The sequence below is a fragment of the Cupriavidus sp. PET2-C1 genome, from assembly GCF_054515855.1.
Genome location: NZ_CM137260.1, coordinates 714,866 through 729,021, shown reverse-complemented (window position 1 = coordinate 729,021; position 14,156 = coordinate 714,866). Strand labels below are relative to the sequence as shown.

At 60.9% G+C, this 14,156-nt stretch carries 15 protein-coding genes; 2 read left to right on the top strand and 13 right to left on the bottom strand.

Annotated features, from left to right (window positions below; genetic code table 11):
• Nucleotides 1–63 precede the first annotated feature (63 nt).
• From ACX12D_RS23235 to ACX12D_RS23220, 4 genes are all read right to left on the bottom strand, one after another.
• Nucleotides 64–978, bottom strand: coding sequence for a glutaminase (locus ACX12D_RS23235; protein ID WP_459375825.1), 915 nt, complete (start codon nucleotides 976–978; stop codon nucleotides 64–66).
• 84 nt (nucleotides 979–1,062) lie between these two features.
• Complete coding sequence (locus ACX12D_RS23230; protein ID WP_459375824.1) at nucleotides 1,063–2,220, bottom strand: MFS transporter; 1,158 nt, start codon at nucleotides 2,218–2,220, stop codon at nucleotides 1,063–1,065.
• 281 nt (nucleotides 2,221–2,501) lie between these two features.
• Nucleotides 2,502–3,194 (bottom strand): LrgB family protein, encoded by a 693-nt coding sequence (locus ACX12D_RS23225; protein ID WP_441635970.1) that lies wholly within the window; start codon nucleotides 3,192–3,194, stop codon nucleotides 2,502–2,504.
• On the bottom strand, nucleotides 3,187–3,684 hold the full coding sequence (locus ACX12D_RS23220) for a CidA/LrgA family protein (protein WP_459375823.1): 498 nt from the start codon (nucleotides 3,682–3,684) through the stop codon (nucleotides 3,187–3,189). Before ACX12D_RS23220 ends, ACX12D_RS23225 begins: the two co-directional genes overlap by 8 nt.
• Before the next feature lie 156 nt (nucleotides 3,685–3,840).
• Here ACX12D_RS23220 and ACX12D_RS23215 point away from each other — a divergent pair, with 156 nt between their 5' ends.
• Together ACX12D_RS23215 and ACX12D_RS23210 are read left to right on the top strand one after the other, a co-directional pair.
• The gene (locus ACX12D_RS23215; RefSeq protein WP_459375822.1) at nucleotides 3,841–4,737 is read left to right on the top strand and encodes a LysR substrate-binding domain-containing protein; all 897 of its coding nucleotides are present in this window, start codon (nucleotides 3,841–3,843) and stop codon (nucleotides 4,735–4,737) included.
• Nucleotides 4,738–4,800: 63 nt separating this feature from the next.
• On the top strand, nucleotides 4,801–5,313 hold the full coding sequence (locus tag ACX12D_RS23210) for a GrpB family protein (RefSeq protein WP_459375821.1): 513 nt from the start codon (nucleotides 4,801–4,803) through the stop codon (nucleotides 5,311–5,313).
• Nucleotides 5,314–5,910: 597 nt separating this feature from the next.
• On the opposite strand, the gene ACX12D_RS23205 is transcribed toward ACX12D_RS23210, so the two are convergent.
• The 9 genes from ACX12D_RS23205 to ACX12D_RS23165 form a co-directional block, all read right to left on the bottom strand.
• Nucleotides 5,911–6,585 carry a P-loop NTPase family protein gene (locus tag ACX12D_RS23205; RefSeq protein ID WP_459375820.1) on the bottom strand — a complete coding sequence of 225 codons (675 nt, stop codon included), beginning with the start codon at nucleotides 6,583–6,585 and terminating at the stop codon, nucleotides 5,911–5,913.
• Between the two features lie 210 nt (nucleotides 6,586–6,795).
• Nucleotides 6,796–7,224: an NUDIX hydrolase gene (locus ACX12D_RS23200; protein ID WP_459375819.1), complete on the bottom strand. Its 429-nt coding sequence runs from the start codon at nucleotides 7,222–7,224 to the stop codon at nucleotides 6,796–6,798.
• A gap of 39 nt (nucleotides 7,225–7,263) precedes the next feature.
• Nucleotides 7,264–8,049 (bottom strand): AAA family ATPase, encoded by a 786-nt coding sequence (locus tag ACX12D_RS23195; protein WP_459375818.1) that lies wholly within the window; start codon nucleotides 8,047–8,049, stop codon nucleotides 7,264–7,266.
• Nucleotides 8,050–8,069: 20 nt separating this feature from the next.
• Nucleotides 8,070–8,624, bottom strand: a complete 555-nt coding sequence (locus ACX12D_RS23190; protein WP_459375817.1) for a shikimate kinase — start codon at nucleotides 8,622–8,624, stop codon at nucleotides 8,070–8,072.
• Nucleotides 8,625–9,486: 862 nt separating this feature from the next.
• Nucleotides 9,487–9,732: a hypothetical protein gene (locus ACX12D_RS23185; RefSeq protein ID WP_459375816.1), complete on the bottom strand. Its 246-nt coding sequence runs from the start codon at nucleotides 9,730–9,732 to the stop codon at nucleotides 9,487–9,489.
• A 54-nt stretch (nucleotides 9,733–9,786) separates the two neighbouring features.
• Complete coding sequence (locus tag ACX12D_RS23180) at nucleotides 9,787–11,160, bottom strand: HEAT repeat domain-containing protein (RefSeq protein WP_459375815.1); 1,374 nt, start codon at nucleotides 11,158–11,160, stop codon at nucleotides 9,787–9,789.
• The gene (locus ACX12D_RS23175) at nucleotides 11,150–11,635 is read right to left on the bottom strand and encodes a hypothetical protein (RefSeq protein ID WP_459375814.1); all 486 of its coding nucleotides are present in this window, start codon (nucleotides 11,633–11,635) and stop codon (nucleotides 11,150–11,152) included. Before ACX12D_RS23175 ends, ACX12D_RS23180 begins: the two co-directional genes overlap by 11 nt.
• Before the next feature lie 108 nt (nucleotides 11,636–11,743).
• Nucleotides 11,744–13,516 (bottom strand): ShlB/FhaC/HecB family hemolysin secretion/activation protein, encoded by a 1,773-nt coding sequence (locus ACX12D_RS23170; protein ID WP_459375813.1) that lies wholly within the window; start codon nucleotides 13,514–13,516, stop codon nucleotides 11,744–11,746.
• 71 nt (nucleotides 13,517–13,587) lie between these two features.
• Nucleotides 13,588–14,100: a hypothetical protein gene (locus ACX12D_RS23165; protein WP_441635982.1), complete on the bottom strand. Its 513-nt coding sequence runs from the start codon at nucleotides 14,098–14,100 to the stop codon at nucleotides 13,588–13,590.
• Nucleotides 14,101–14,156: the final 56 nt, after the last annotated feature.

Sequence of the window (14,156 nt, the reverse complement as noted above, 5' to 3'; positions counted from 1 at the left end):
ATTGCACTTATAGCGTATGGATCACATTTCGCCTACCCGATTGAGGTCCGTACCTGTCCCTGCTCAGAAAATCGAATGCCCGCTCAACGTGGTCAGCCACTCCAGCGCCTGCACCCCGGCCAGCGAATTGCCGCTGTGGTCCAGCCCCGGTGACCAGACGCACACGGCCCACCTGCCGGGCAGCACCGCCACAATGCCACCGCCCACGCCGCTCTTGGCCGGCAAACCCACCCGATAGACAAAATCCCCCGCAGCGTCATAAGTGCCGCAGGTCAGCATCAGCGCCGACAGGCGCTTGGCGGGGCTGGCGTCCAGCACGCGCTCGCCGCTCCACGGCACCACCCCGCCATGCGCCAGGAACAGCGCCGCGCGCGCCAGGTCCTCACAGCTCATGGTGATGGCGCATTGGCGGCAATAGGCGTCGATGACCTTGTCCACCGGCATCTCAAGGCGGCCGAAGTCCTTCATGAAATACGCCATGGCGCGATTGCGGTCCGCATGCTCGCGCTCGGACTGCGCCACGCGCGGGTCGTAGTCGATCGCCGGGTTGCCGCTGAGCCGGCGCAGGAACTGCACCATCGCGGTCTCCGCCTGGACAAACCGGCTGCACAGCACGTCGGTCACCACCAGCGCGCCAGCGTTGATAAATGGATTGCGCGGCTTGCCTTGCTCGTACTCCAGTTGCACCAGCGAGTTGAAGGCATTGCCGGAAGGCTCGCGCCCGACCCGCTGCCACAGGTCCTCGCCCAGCAACTGGAACGCCAGCGTGCAGGCAAACAGCTTGGAAATGCTCTGGATGGAGAACGGCACCGCGGCGTCGCCCACGCAATGGCTGCGGCCATCGGCAAACACCAGCGCCATGCCGAAATGCGTGGCAGGTACCTTGCCCAGTTCGGGGATGTAGTCCGCCACGCGGCCCTGGGTGAGCAAGGGCGCGATGTCGCGGTGGATGCGTTGGAGGATGTGTGCGTAGTCCATGCCGGGCCCGAAGAAACGTTGCTGGCAACATCCTACAGCCCGACGGGCCCCGCAGGGGCTCCGCGCGCCATGGCGCGGCTTGTACTAAGCCGCCACCGGCCCGCCTCGATCCAGCGACGCCGACACCCCCACCGCCAGCAGTGCCAGCCCGGCCACCGCCGCACCCAGCCACGGCAACTGGGTCAGCGGCAGGCCGGCGCTGATCATCAATCCGCCCAGCCAGGCGCCGGTGGCGTTGCCCAGGTTGAACGCGCCCTGGTTCAGCGTGGACGCCAGGTTGGGCGCGCCCTTGGCCTTGTCCAGCACGCGCACCTGCGTGGCCGGCACCACGGCAAAGCTCACCATGCCCCACACAAACAGCGTGAACAGCGTCGGCACCGGGAAATGGCTGGTCCACGAGAACACCAGCTGCACCACCGCCACCGCGGCCAGCAGGCTGGCAAGCGCGGGCATCAGCTTCCAGTCGGCCAGCCTGCCGCCGGCCAGGCCGCCCACCGTGATGCCAGCCCCGAACAGCAGCAGCACCATGCTCTCCTGCTGCGCGGTGAAACCCGTGACGTCACGCAGGATGTAAGCGATGTAGGTGAACACGGTGAACATGCTGACCGATGCCAGCGTGCTGATCAGCAGCGCCAGTTGCACCTGCGCCGCGCCGATGGAGCGGAACTCGCGCAGGATGCTGCCGGCCTGCATCGGGATGGCCTTGGGCAACCAGGCCACCAACGCAGCCGCAGCGGCCACGCCGATCACGGTGACAGCCCAAAACGTGGAGCGCCAGCCCAACACATGCCCAAAGGCGGTGCCAAACGGCACGCCCAGCACGTTGGCCACCGTCAGCCCGGTAAACATCAATGCCACCGCCTGCGCGCGTTTCTCGCGCGGGACCAGCTCCGCAGCCACCACCGCGCCAATGCCGAAGAACGCCGCGTGGCAGAACGCCGTGACCACGCGTGCGGCCATCAGCAACGCATAGTTGGGCGCCAGCGCGCACAGCGCATTGCCGAGGATGAACAAGCCCATCAGCCCAACCAGCGCGGTCTTGCGCGGCCACTTGTTGGTCAGGATGGCCAGGATGGGCGCGCCCACGGCCACGCCGATGGCATAGCCCGAGACCAGCATGCCGGCAGCCGGCGCGGAAACGCCAAGATCGGCGGCGACGTCGGGCAACAGCCCCATGATGACAAATTCGGTGGTGCCAATGCCAAAGGCCGCGGCAGCCAGCGCGAGAAGCGGTAATCGCATGATGTTGTTATTGAAAAACGAGAGAGAGATCGGTGAAGCTTGCGCGTGCGGTGCGCACGCCGTGGCGGGAAGAACGGCTAGCCACGTGCGGATGAATGACGCATGACAGCGCGCCGGCACGATCGCGCAAGTGCCGCATTTTGCGCCAATTTCGCGCGGCGCGTTGCGGGCGCGCAAAAGACCCTGCGCCCGGAGCGGTCGCAAGGCCATGGGCTACGCAGTACTACTCAGCGCCTGCGCCCAATCGCGCGCAGCCATTGCGCAGTACTACGCAAGCCCGCTCAAAAAAACACGCTGCGAATCAGCGGCGCGGCCAGCACGCTGACCAGCCCCGCGATCATCATCACCAGCGACGCCACCACGCCCTGCACTTCACCCAGCTGCCTCGCCTTGGCCGTGCCGGCACCATGCGCAGCGGCGCCGAAGATAGCACCTTGCGCCAGCCGGCTGCGCACCGAGGGCAAGCAGGCCAGCACGGTCTCGCCAATCGCCATGCCCGTCAGCCCGGTGATGACGACAAAGATCGCGGCAAGATCGGGGGGCCCGCCTAGCGCACGCACCGCATCCACGGCAAACGGCGTGGTCACCGAGCGCACCGCCAGCCCCTTCTGCAACATCACCGGCAAACCAAAGCCGCGCGCCAGCCAGACCGAGCTCAGCACCGACGTCGCCACCGCAGCCAGCACGCCAACCGAAATCGACAACCAGTGCTGGCGCACCAGCGCACGGTGATCGTAGATCGGCAGCGCAAAGGCGATGGTGGCCGGGCCAAGCAGCCACATCAGCCAGCGCGTGTCGGCGATATAGTCGCGATACGGAACATGCGCCGCCAGCACCAGCGCGATCAGCACCACCGGCGTGGCCAGCAGCGGCATCAGCCACAGCCGCGCGCGGCGCGCATAGAGGCGCTTGTTGAAGTAATAGAGCGCAACGGTAGCCACCAGGCTCAGCGCCGCCAGCACGGAGTCATGCATGATGCTGCTGCCGGTTGTGCGTGGCACGGCCCGCGCGGCGCGCCAGCCGGAGTTCAAGGCGGACCACCTGCTCCACCACCAGCGCCGTCACCACCATCACCGTGAGTGTGCTCAAGGCAATCACCGCGCAGATCCGCCAGCCCTGATGCCGAACCAGCTCCGGGTACTGCACCACGGCCAACACCGCCGGGATGAAGAACAGCAACATCTCGCCCAGCAGCCAGTCCGCCCCGCGACGCACCCAGCCACCGCGCACCGCACCGCTGAACAGCAGCGCGGCCAGCGCCAGGAGCCCAAGCAAGCCAGCCGGCAATGGCAACCCCAGCCGCCCGCGCAGCCAGTCCGCCAGCAGCCACAGGGCAGACAGCGCCGCCACCTGGGCCAGCGCGATGGCGCCAGTGCGCAGGCGAGCACCGGGCGGCTGTGGCAAGGTCGCGGAGGTGGGGGACGTAACGGATGCGGGGGAAGCGGCAGGAACAGCGCGTTGCATGGAGAGCATTCAAGCTATGGCGCCACAGGGAACGTGGCAGTGACGCTAGTGTACGAAGCGCACTTCGATATATAAAATGAATATAAATTATTGATTCGATGCCATATTGGAATGGCAAGCCGTGATCCCCCACGCACGCCACATCCGAGGAGCCCCATGGATATCCGCGCCCTGCGCTATTTCGTGGAAGTCGTCCGCCAGAACGGCTTCACCCGCGCCGCCGAAACCCTGCATGTGACCCAGCCGACCATCAGCAAGATGGTCAAGAGCCTGGAAGACGAACTCGGCGGCCCGCTGCTGCTGCGCGAAGGCCGCACGGTACAGCTCACCGACGCCGGCGAGGTCGTCTTCGCCCGCAGCCAGGCCGTGCTGGCCGAAGTGGCACGCCTGCGCCAGGAAGTCGCCGAGGTAGACGGCATGGCGCGCGGCGAGCTCAAGGTAGGCATCCCGCCCATGGCCGGCCGCTACCTCGCCCCGGTGATCGGCGCCTATCGCCGCCAGTACCCCGGCGTAAAGCTGCGGCTAAGCGAGCAAGGCGGCCGCGCGCTGGAAGAAGGCGTAGCCACAGGCCAGCTCGACCTCGGCGTCACGGTGCTGCCCGCCGCCGTGGCCGGCCTGGCCAGCCTCACCGTCACCCGCCAGGCACTGGTCGCGGTATTTCCCGCCGAGCGCGCACCACGCCGCGCCGGCAAAGTCCGGCTAGCCGACCTCGCCACCCTGCCCTTCGTCATGTATGAAGACGACTTCGTGCTGTATCGCGTCATCCTGGACGCCTGCGAAGCCGCCGGCTTTGCGCCGCAGATTGCCGGGCAGAGCCGGCACTGGGACTTTATCGGCGAACTGGTCGGGGCCGATGTGGGCGTGGCGATCCTGCCTGCGCCAATTGCCGGGCAACTGGATCCCGAGCGGGTAGCGATCCGGCCACTGATTGCACCCGAGCTGGTGTGGGAACTGGGGCTGGTCTGGCGGGAGGGGTATTTGTCGCGGGCGGCACGCGCTTGGCTGGTTTGTTGTGAGGAGGCGTTTGGGGCGGGGCGGAAGAATGCTATATGAGCTGTTGAGTTGGGACTAGCAGCTCTTGGCCGATGGCGCACCAAGGAAACAAAGGGAAACACAATGAAGCTCACCAGCAAAATCTCCCACTATGACAGCAGATGGCCTGTTCTTTTTGTCGCCGAGAAAGAGCGCATAGCCAAGGGCCTTGGCGCCGAACTTGTCGGTATTTATCACGTCGGAAGCACCGCTGTTCCAGGACTCGCGGCCAAGCCAGAGATCGACATCATGGTTGAGGTCTCAGAACATTGCAACGAGCCAGCCCGAGACAGTTTCATGAGCGCACTGGGTTACGTTCGGGGAAGCGATCTTTCAACCGGGCACCATTTCTATCGTCGCGATGTTGATGGGGTGCGAACGCACAAGGTGCATGTATGTGTCAGCGGCCACTGGCAGATTGAGAGAATGCTCCGATTTCTCGATCTTCTCAGGAGCGAGCCCGCTATTCGGCAGCAGTATCAGGATCTGAAATTTGAGCTGCAAGCAAGCAACCGCAATGGCATCGGCGAGTACCTTGCGAAGAAGGCTCCCTTTATTGATGCCTTGATGGGATCGCGTCCGAGTTCAGCAAAGTGATAAAAACGCAGGCGCTATTCTGCCGATTCGGACATCGACCGCTCATGCGTCGGCTGATCGAAATTGGCAGCACTTGGAAGCTCAAAGTGGAGGGGCCAAGACCGGATCTCTACCAGCTTCTTTCCAAAGGCCGGCCGCCGACTGTTGAGTGGAACAAATATGCCAGTCTTGGGCGAAGCGATGAAGCCTGCCGCCATCGGAGCTGCCTCATCCGGAATTGCTAAGATGCGGTCTACCCGTGATGTTCGACAAGCGACCGGAATTTCGGCGTCCGGTAGTGCGCCCCTATCGGGCCACCAGTTGGAGAGGAATTGCTGACACAGTTGGCAGCGTGTTTGTCAAAGGATTGAAGGTTGTCGGCATTCTCATATTCCTAGTCGTTACTCTCGCTTCTGGCGGGAACGATCTTCCAAGTGCACGCACGGTATGGCGCGGCGCCGTCCTTGCGATCGTAGTGGCCCTGCTCTTGTGGGTGGCCTACTACATAGGCCTGCTGCACTAGCTGTCTGGACGCGATCACTCGCCTCCTCGCCGAACAGCTGCTCCTGAATTGGGTAGAGCCATGCAGTTCGGCTACCGTCGTCGAGCAACGGCGGTCTATGAGAGCTTCGTCGCGGCCCGTATATGACCTGTGGACTTCAGAAAATCAACGGATCTACCAAACGGACGCTCCATGTCCGGCGGCTCAACCAACATGGTTAACTTTGGCATGGACATTTGGTCGAGCAGCGAATCGCAAAGCTCGGCGTAGTCTGTCCACAGCCTGTGCATTCCTTCAGCGCCATTCAGGTTCCTTCGGCGCGCGTACTGGGTTGTTTCGAGGTACGCGGAGACCCGGGTTGTCCATGCCGCCCCTCGGTAGAGAGCGGTGCTGCGGGAATGGTCGGTCGCGTCGACACTGCGGAGGTAGATGGTGACCGGAGAAAGGGATTGGACGATGCTCTCAAATTCCGCAAGGTAGCCACGAATTCCACCCTGCTCCTGTTCCATCATGAAGCGGACAGTGCTCTGAAAAAGGCTGCCTTCAAGAATACATAGGCCGTTCGTGGAACGATATCGCTCCGCGAAACGTTGCCAGCCCTGCAGGCAACGCGCGGAATAGCCAGGCAGTCGCCTTGACTTCGTAAGCCCCGCAGGATGCACCGGGTGCTCCTGATCTTCCTCCCGATACCACCTGGCTTCGCACCCGAGCGAGCCCGCAAATCCGCAGAGCCGCTCCGCAAGTGTGCTCTTGCCAATTCCTGGCAGCCCGTCAATCAGTACCAGTTTCAAAATTCAGCCCCTGCTTCCAATGCAGTCTCCATGTTTTGCCTACTAGATACCGCATCGACCGAACGTCGGCTTCCGGCCGGGATCGCCGTGTGCAGGCGGACGGCGGTAGCCCAAAGGAACATCCGTCTTCTCCCCAGCGGACATTAACAGAGGCCATCTACAACTGCGGAATCGAGGACAGCGTCCTTGTCCTACGGGCATGCGGACCACTCATGCTGACCTAGTTAGCGCGCCGATTCGCACACGAACCTCGCGTAAAGCCGATTGAAAGAGAGGGTGGCATGGTTCGGGCAAGTCTTGCTGCAGCGGGTGCCAATAAAATGCAAACGTGTGGCCGCCATCGTCGCTAGTCTCGAAGGCCCACTCGTCAGGCAGTTCCGCTCCTGTCGCGCACAGTTGAAAAGACCAGATCTGTTCCTGATAGGACGCGTTCCAAAGACCGAGATCTGAAACCACGTGAGCATCGCAAATCCCGGACTCTTCACAGAGCTCGCGAATTGCCGCCTCCGGCAAAGACTCGCCCTGCTCAATGGTGCCCTTTACCAACTGGTAGCCTGCGGCAGGATGCTTGAATGCGAGGATATGTACGATACCGTGACGACTGCGCAAAACAACCGGGCACGCTTTTGTTGCGATCATGTGGCTCCTTTAACAGATTCCTCAGGAAAACTTATCGTGTCAACGTCGATCGCTAAACACGGCAGACCTTGAACCGATTCTGGACACGATATTTTCGTAGGTACTCACCGTGAGAGTCTTCTCTAACAGCTCGGGGTGGGATTGAAGAAATCCGGAGAGCTTGGCCGGATAGCTGCTCGTAAACCGAATCAGCTCCATGGTATTTGCGAATTTCTCGACTGGGCCCGCTGCTCGAAACTTTCCCTGCACGTAGCGCTTGAGAAGCCTCAAAACGCGGACGTGCAGAGACGTCTGGATCATCAGGATCCAATTCGCATCCCGGAAAAACGGAAGCAAACGCTTGTCATATGATCCCTCGACAATCCAGCATCTCCCCAATCTCACCCGTTCCGTGGCCTCATCGATCAATTCGTTTGAGCGCTTCAAATAATCGCCACTAGCGGTGTCCCAGTAGATTTCATCGAACGGGATATGTGGGATACCGGTCTCCTGCGACAGACGACGCGCGAGCGTGGTTTTTCCCGCACCAGAGGGGCCGATGAAACATATCTTTAGATCCCTATTTGTCGCTGACATATCGATGCTCTCTAAATGTGCGCCTGCCTCGAATCGAGTTCTCATCATGAGCAAGGCAGATGGAACAGGCCCACGATTGTCGCCAATCCGGATCGCGATGTCGACTGGCGGCGCTGGCGCCCGGCCTTTCGTGTTCGCGCACACCATGACATTGTGGTGGATGATCGAAAGTAGCCAGAATCGATCGCCTGGCCTCAAAGTCTCAGCGTAGCCGGGATCGGCGGTGCGGGCGGACGACGGTAGCCGCATTCTGCCTTTGCCAACCGCGCCTACTTAAGGAGGACAATACGTCCGCGCACAAACCGCTCAATCTGCCACGCGGTTTTGTCTGGCGCAGCATCGCTTCGAAACCGGGCGCATGACAACCCCATGAACTTTGGAAATCGATCTCGTATCCGTCGCTCCTCGCTTTCCCTGTCACCAGGGAGATACGGTCTCGAGAGTTGCCGTTGCACGATGATCTCGACACACGGCTCTAGCTCGAATGCTGGCAGCAGCAAGGAGGTCAATGGATCAGACTCGATGGAGCAACGGATAGCCTGATACTCATGGTCAATGTCCTCGGGGTAAGTCAGAAAACCCGAGGACAGGGCCAAAACCGTGGGGGCTGCTAGCGAGCACCTGACCCTCCGGTAAACAGCGATGTTCTGCTTCGCATAGACCACGTAGCCCAACGTCGCTATGAACGCGCCGATGTCCCCTTCGAATGACATGAAGCGCTCGTCCAGGTCGATGAACTGCCACCCGAGCCGCTGAGCCAGGACGGGACCGACAGAGGTCTTCCCGGCGCCGCCGGGCCCGACGAGATGAAGAACGCTTGTCATTTTTTCACCAAGGCACGAATCTGCGTGAGTTCGTAGGCAATACCGGTGGTGCCGGTAAGAATTGGGCCCACGTCACACCGCCAGATCCATATCTGCGCAGATCATCGATCGAGCGAATCAACAGACGCTTCGCGCGGCGCGCTAGCATCAATGAACCCGATTCTAGCGCAGGTCGGAATGCCCGGTCTTAGCCGTAGTCAGCCAGGCAATGGCAACTACCATGGTCGCCCCAGAACGAATATCTGCCGGATGCGAATCCGGCCATTCTGGCGCACATCACGCTCGCTTCCGATAGCACCATTCAAATGGGCCCCGAGCTATTCCCTTTAGCGCAAGTTGAGGCTTAGGCCAGGAAAATCATTCCGACAGCCCTCCATTGTATCTATTTGAGTCCGGAGAATACGCGACGAATACGTTGGCTTCCCTCGTTTCGATGTGTAGTCTGCCGCATACGGAACACTCATACGCGGTGCGTCGGAGCCCAAGAAATTCCGAATGAAGGTGATCGTGGAGTACGTCTCCGTGATTGAGCTGGAGTGATATGTAATCCTCAGGGTAGCCACGACTCAACAGCCAAGCGCGAACACTTCCCTGCTCAGCGGCGGTTACATAGCTATGAAGCTCACTAACAAGCCAGTCTGAGAATGACTCGCAAAGCGTATCTTTGAGTAGAGATGCCTTGTACGGCAAGGAATCTGTATTGTCGCTAATCGTGTTACCGCACGGACAAGCGAGTTTGCTCATAGCACTCTCTCCTCATCGGACGACAGTATTGCCATCCTGTGGTGTTGAATACACGATCGAGTGTCAATGATACGCATACCACTGTTGAACAACCGTCTCTGGCCGAACTCACCCACACCTAGCCAACAAACGACACCTCCTTGATCACGGCATCGGGGTCGATGAACGCTGAAACCTGAGTTGAGGCTGACGGCATCAGCCTCCGATACTCGTCACTTAGAAATTCCGTGACCTCGGCTTCCGACCACGGACCGAGCGACGCGCTATAGTCGCAAAAATCCTCCTGGATGTCACGCCATGACGAGTAGGGCTTTCTCGACAGAAGTACTCTCGCGCCCGCGTAGATGATGTGGATATACGTCATGGATAGTTGGTACTCGATGTGCACTATATCTGCTCTTGGCAGCAAACAACCTTCTCAAGCCGCGACACCCACTTCAAGCAAGCGCTGCGCAAGCAATGCCTGCGAGCGGTTACTGGGATCGCACAGCAACTTCATCATGCCCGGCTGCGCCAACACTTCCATATGCACAGGACTCGGCCGCGTCCAGCTACTCCCTTCCGTAGCGAGCCACATGTCAATCGCCCAAGCCAGATCCTCGCGAGTTCGTTCATCCGCCTCGCATAGCTGCCCCACAAAGGCGATGCAAACCAGATAGTCCCATTTCTCTCGCCTGGCAATCCTCAGCGCCGTGACGTGATCCCCGTATTGCTCGAGCATGCCGCGTAGCTGGGCAAGCGAGACAAAGGCACCGTGCCTTACGCACAGAAGAGCCGCAGTTCTGCGAACCCGGGGAGATGGGTCTTGCATGGCGCGAGCAGCGATATCGTCTTTGGTGGACGGCGCGAGCTTCGCCATGAGGATCAGAGCCTGCGCGCGCACCTCGACGTGCGGCGATTGTGTGTGCTGCCCAATGACTGGCAACGCCTCTTTGCCTTGCAATTCCCCGAGTAGAGACAACACCGCTCTGATCTGTCCGGGTCTCAGGCGTCCGGAATCCAGGGTGTCGACGCAGTGACGCAAGACATCAAAGCCGCGCTGCATCAGCCACCGCGCCGTGCTATAGCGCAGGCTGCCCTGGGGATCAAGGAGCGCACACTTAGCGAAGTCCGTGGCAGCGGGGTCGTCTCGCTCAAGGATGGACCGCAGGGCGGCACGACGCACAGGCCCGAAGGTAGATGTCATTGCCAGTTCAATGCAACGCCGCCGCTCCGTGTGCGGGACCTTGTCGATCAGATTTGCTGCCTGACGGGCAAGAACAATATCGCTGGATGCCAAGCCAAGCCTGACCAGGTCGACGATAGGCAGGAGCCCATGATCGAGGCAAACGGCAAAAGCGGCGCGGCGTAGTCGCGTATCCGAGCTCGACAGTGCGCCGGAGATAGCTGCGCTGCCACCTGCCTGGACAAGCTGCTGTTCGAACTTGGCAAGCCAGGGGCCATGGTCGGTACGCATTGCCTGGGTCAGGCTCCGGAGCTTCGGTAGCAGTGGCGCGAAATGTTCGGCCGGCGTCGTTGCAAGCAGTGTAAGCAGCCCATCGCCGGCGACCTTGCGAACTTGAGGCACCCAGTCGTTCAGGCGGTCGGCGATGGGCGCAAGGAATCGCGGGTCGCCGATTTCCACGCACCGGGCAATGCCTGCCTCCCTTACGTAGCCGGAATAGTGACAAATCGCCTCCGCCAGCAGATCGCAATCATCCGTGGCCGCGATCCGCGCGAGCGCGGCCCGAAGAGGAATCGGATTGCTCTTGGGGAAGTAGATTGTCTCGGTCGAAACTGGATCAAAAATCACTCTTCCCCCGGCATGGTTTCACGGCGCACCTCTCGAAGTTACCTATTGTCACAAATACTTCTTCCAATTCCAGATCGACCACAACTCTAGCTAGTCGGGATGCCTTGCCGAATTCGACCTCCAGCTTTCTATTCCATATATCTACAATCAGATCAGAAATCTGCCGCGCAGCATCAACTGCTATTCCATCAAATATCGATGTAATCTCAATTTTATTGATCCACGGCTGAGCTTTCTCTACTGAGCACCCGATATTAATATACTCATCATATTCTGACTTTCTGAAAGTCTCTAATATGAATATCACATCCTCCATCTTGAAAAACGACGGACAAAACAGTCGAGCCATACAAAGGTAGAAATCATCTGGCAATTTCACAAACTTGCTTATAGCGTGAACGTAGTCAATAGAAGTGAAGGCATTTTCTTTGTTTACCGCCGAAAACTGCTCAAAGGTCCATTTACTCTTCGTCATTTCCGATTTTCTCCGGGAATTCCGTCCTGCCTTGCCGGGCGCCCCCCCTCTCTCGATGAAAATGGTTCTGTCAACGATTGACTTGGCAGCGCGCTCACTTTTCAGGCATTAATACTGATAAACAAGCTGCAACCCCGCCGTCACCCCCGCCGTATGAAACGCCGCCGGCTTATAAACCGGCATACCCAAAAACAAGTCATACGACACCGCCCCCAGCTTCGACCCCAGCCCGCCTCTCAGCCCAATCACCGCACCCGCCAGCTGCGTACCCACCAGCCCCTCGGTCGACGGCCCAAACACGCGCCCATAGTCCAGCCCCGCATACAGCGCCTGCCCGCTCCCGCCCAGCGGCGCCTGTAGCTCATTGCGCCAGTAGAAACCGCGCTCCCCCGCCAGCAGGCTTTCGCCATCAAAGCCGCGCACCGTGTACCGGCTGCCAATGGTCAGTGCATCGATATAGAACAGCCGGTCATTGGTGAACTGCCCGCGCACGGTAGTGACATAGCGCAGCGATTGCTCCGCCAGCTTGAACGGCACCGACAGGTTCACATCCAGCACGGCCATGCGGTATCGCCAGGTGGGGCCGCCCAGCTGGGCCAGCGTATCGGGTTGCGCGCCAAGGCCGGCCACGCCCTGGCGGTAGGCCAGGCTGCCGTCGAACTGGGCCGCGCCGAAGTAGTGGCGATCGGTGATGCCCACCTCCACCACCGTGTTGTTGCGCCGCTGCTGCTCGATCTCCGTATCCTCGATAAAGCTCTTGCCAAAGCGCTTGGACAGCCGGAACTGCAGGCCGAGCACATCGTTCTGGCTGCGGCTAAGCACCCGCTGCAGCTTGAAATCCACCGTCTGCGAATTGCCGCTGGAGACAAAGGTCTGGTTGACGCCGGCAATCTGCTGGTAATAGGTGCTGGAATACGCCGACACCGTGCCCGTCCAGTATCCCCACGGTACCGAATAGAAACCGTTCCAGCCATGCGTGCCGTGGCGCCGGTCGCCAAAGGCCAGATCCTGGCTGTAGCCCACGTTGAACAGGTCGCTCAGGCCCAGCGGGTTGTCAATGCCCACGCTCAGGTTGCCCTGCAACTTGCCGGTGGAGCGCGTGCCCGAGTTGTCCATCGACGCCACCACCGTCCACGGCTTGGTCCGCTTGACCGCGATCACCACGTCGCTCTGGCCCGGCACGCTGGTGGGCACAACCTGCATGTCCACATCCTGGCTGGTCACGCGCTTCATCTGCTCCAGGCCTTGCTCCAGGTCCCGCAGGTTCAGCAGATCGCCGGGACGCGCGGGAAACGCGCTCTTCCACGTGCCCCGGAGATCCGGCTCGGCAAAGCGCAATTGCCCGATCACGCCGGGGATCAACGCCATGCGCAGCGTACCGGTGCTCAGGTCCTGCTCGGGCAGCAACACGCGCGTGGTCACATAGCCCTGGCCAAGGATGACGTGCGACACGCCCTTGGCCAGCATGTCCACGCCCTGCTTGCCGATGCAAGCCCCCTGGTAGTGATCCAGCCACGCACGGGCAAAGGCAAACGGATCCTGCGGCAAGGCAGACGCGCCGCGCGCATGCAGCGCGGGCGGCAGCTCCGCCGGTACCTCAAGCACAAAGCGCTCGATGCGAAAGCACGGCTGCTCGACCGGCAACGCGGGAAACCCCTCCGCCGACGGCTGCGCTGCCCGTACGCCCGGCGCCTGGACCGCCTGGGCGCGTTCGCGGGATTCCTGCTGCTGGCGCACGCGCTGTTCCTGTTCGGCGCCGGAGAGGATGGCGGCCTGACCCGGATTGGCGGGAGGGACCTGGGCACGCAATGACGTACTGGTGTAACCCGCACCACCTGCCACCGAAAGCATGGCGGCAATCATTCTTCTTCTGATCTGCATGAAAGCTTGTATTTGCGTGACCCAGCGTCACGGCATGTTTGGCATCCGCGCGCGGCTAACCGCTCACGCCATTAGTCGAAACCGATGCAGGTAAAACCCCGCTGGCGCGGCTCGACCCGCTTGATCTGCACCGGCTTGACATCCGTCTCGTCCGTCTCATCGAACACCGCGATATGGCAGTAAGGCTTGTTCGCGCTCACCGCCTGCTTCCAGATGGAAACCTTAGCCGACTCCTCATCCGGCCCCGGCCTGCCATGCGCGACGTACTTGTGACCCGCCTCCGGCTTGAACCGGACCATATCGCGGCAGCGATGAATGCCAGATGCACCGTCAATCGCAATCACCAGGGGACGCGCGGCACGCACGCGGATGCTCGGCGCTGCGGACCGCGTGTTCAGGATGGCATCACCCTGGTAGCAGCCCTTCTGGTTCACTTGCGGAATGGTCATGCTGAAGCCGCCGGTTCCGTAAAGCTCGGCAGACGGATCGTCGGGGCCGAGCGGCGGCGCGAGCGTGGAAACCGATGTGCAGCCGACCATCAGGGCTGGCAGTGCGAGCATGGCGAGACGAGAGAATTGACCCATATGGTGACTTCTTTATTTCTTTATATTTGCTTGCTGACAACCCCGGGAAATGCACG

What these genes read in the sequence shown, in the direction of transcription:
- ACX12D_RS23230 (WP_459375824.1), bottom strand. Translation starts at nt 2,220, where the DNA reads ATGCGATTACCGCTTCTCGCGCTGGCTGCCGCGGCCTTTGGCATTGGC.
- ACX12D_RS23195 (WP_459375818.1), bottom strand. Translation starts at nt 8,049, where the DNA reads ATGCGGCTACCGTCGTCCGCCCGCACCGCCGATCCCGGCTACGCTGAG.
- ACX12D_RS23190 (WP_459375817.1), bottom strand. Translation starts at nt 8,624, where the DNA reads ATGACAAGCGTTCTTCATCTCGTCGGGCCCGGCGGCGCCGGGAAGACC.
- ACX12D_RS23235 (WP_459375825.1), bottom strand. Translation starts at nt 978, where the DNA reads ATGGACTACGCACACATCCTCCAACGCATCCACCGCGACATCGCGCCC.
- ACX12D_RS23170 (WP_459375813.1), bottom strand. Translation starts at nt 13,516, where the DNA reads ATGCAGATCAGAAGAAGAATGATTGCCGCCATGCTTTCGGTGGCAGGT.
- ACX12D_RS23200 (WP_459375819.1), bottom strand. Translation starts at nt 7,224, where the DNA reads ATGATCGCAACAAAAGCGTGCCCGGTTGTTTTGCGCAGTCGTCACGGT.
- ACX12D_RS23210 (WP_459375821.1), top strand. Translation starts at nt 4,801, where the DNA reads ATGAAGCTCACCAGCAAAATCTCCCACTATGACAGCAGATGGCCTGTT.
- ACX12D_RS23175 (WP_459375814.1), bottom strand. Translation starts at nt 11,635, where the DNA reads ATGACGAAGAGTAAATGGACCTTTGAGCAGTTTTCGGCGGTAAACAAA.
- ACX12D_RS23185 (WP_459375816.1), bottom strand. Translation starts at nt 9,732, where the DNA reads ATGACGTATATCCACATCATCTACGCGGGCGCGAGAGTACTTCTGTCG.
- ACX12D_RS23225 (WP_441635970.1), bottom strand. Translation starts at nt 3,194, where the DNA reads ATGCATGACTCCGTGCTGGCGGCGCTGAGCCTGGTGGCTACCGTTGCG.
- ACX12D_RS23215 (WP_459375822.1), top strand. Translation starts at nt 3,841, where the DNA reads ATGGATATCCGCGCCCTGCGCTATTTCGTGGAAGTCGTCCGCCAGAAC.
- ACX12D_RS23220 (WP_459375823.1), bottom strand. Translation starts at nt 3,684, where the DNA reads ATGCAACGCGCTGTTCCTGCCGCTTCCCCCGCATCCGTTACGTCCCCC.
- ACX12D_RS23165 (WP_441635982.1), bottom strand. Translation starts at nt 14,100, where the DNA reads ATGGGTCAATTCTCTCGTCTCGCCATGCTCGCACTGCCAGCCCTGATG.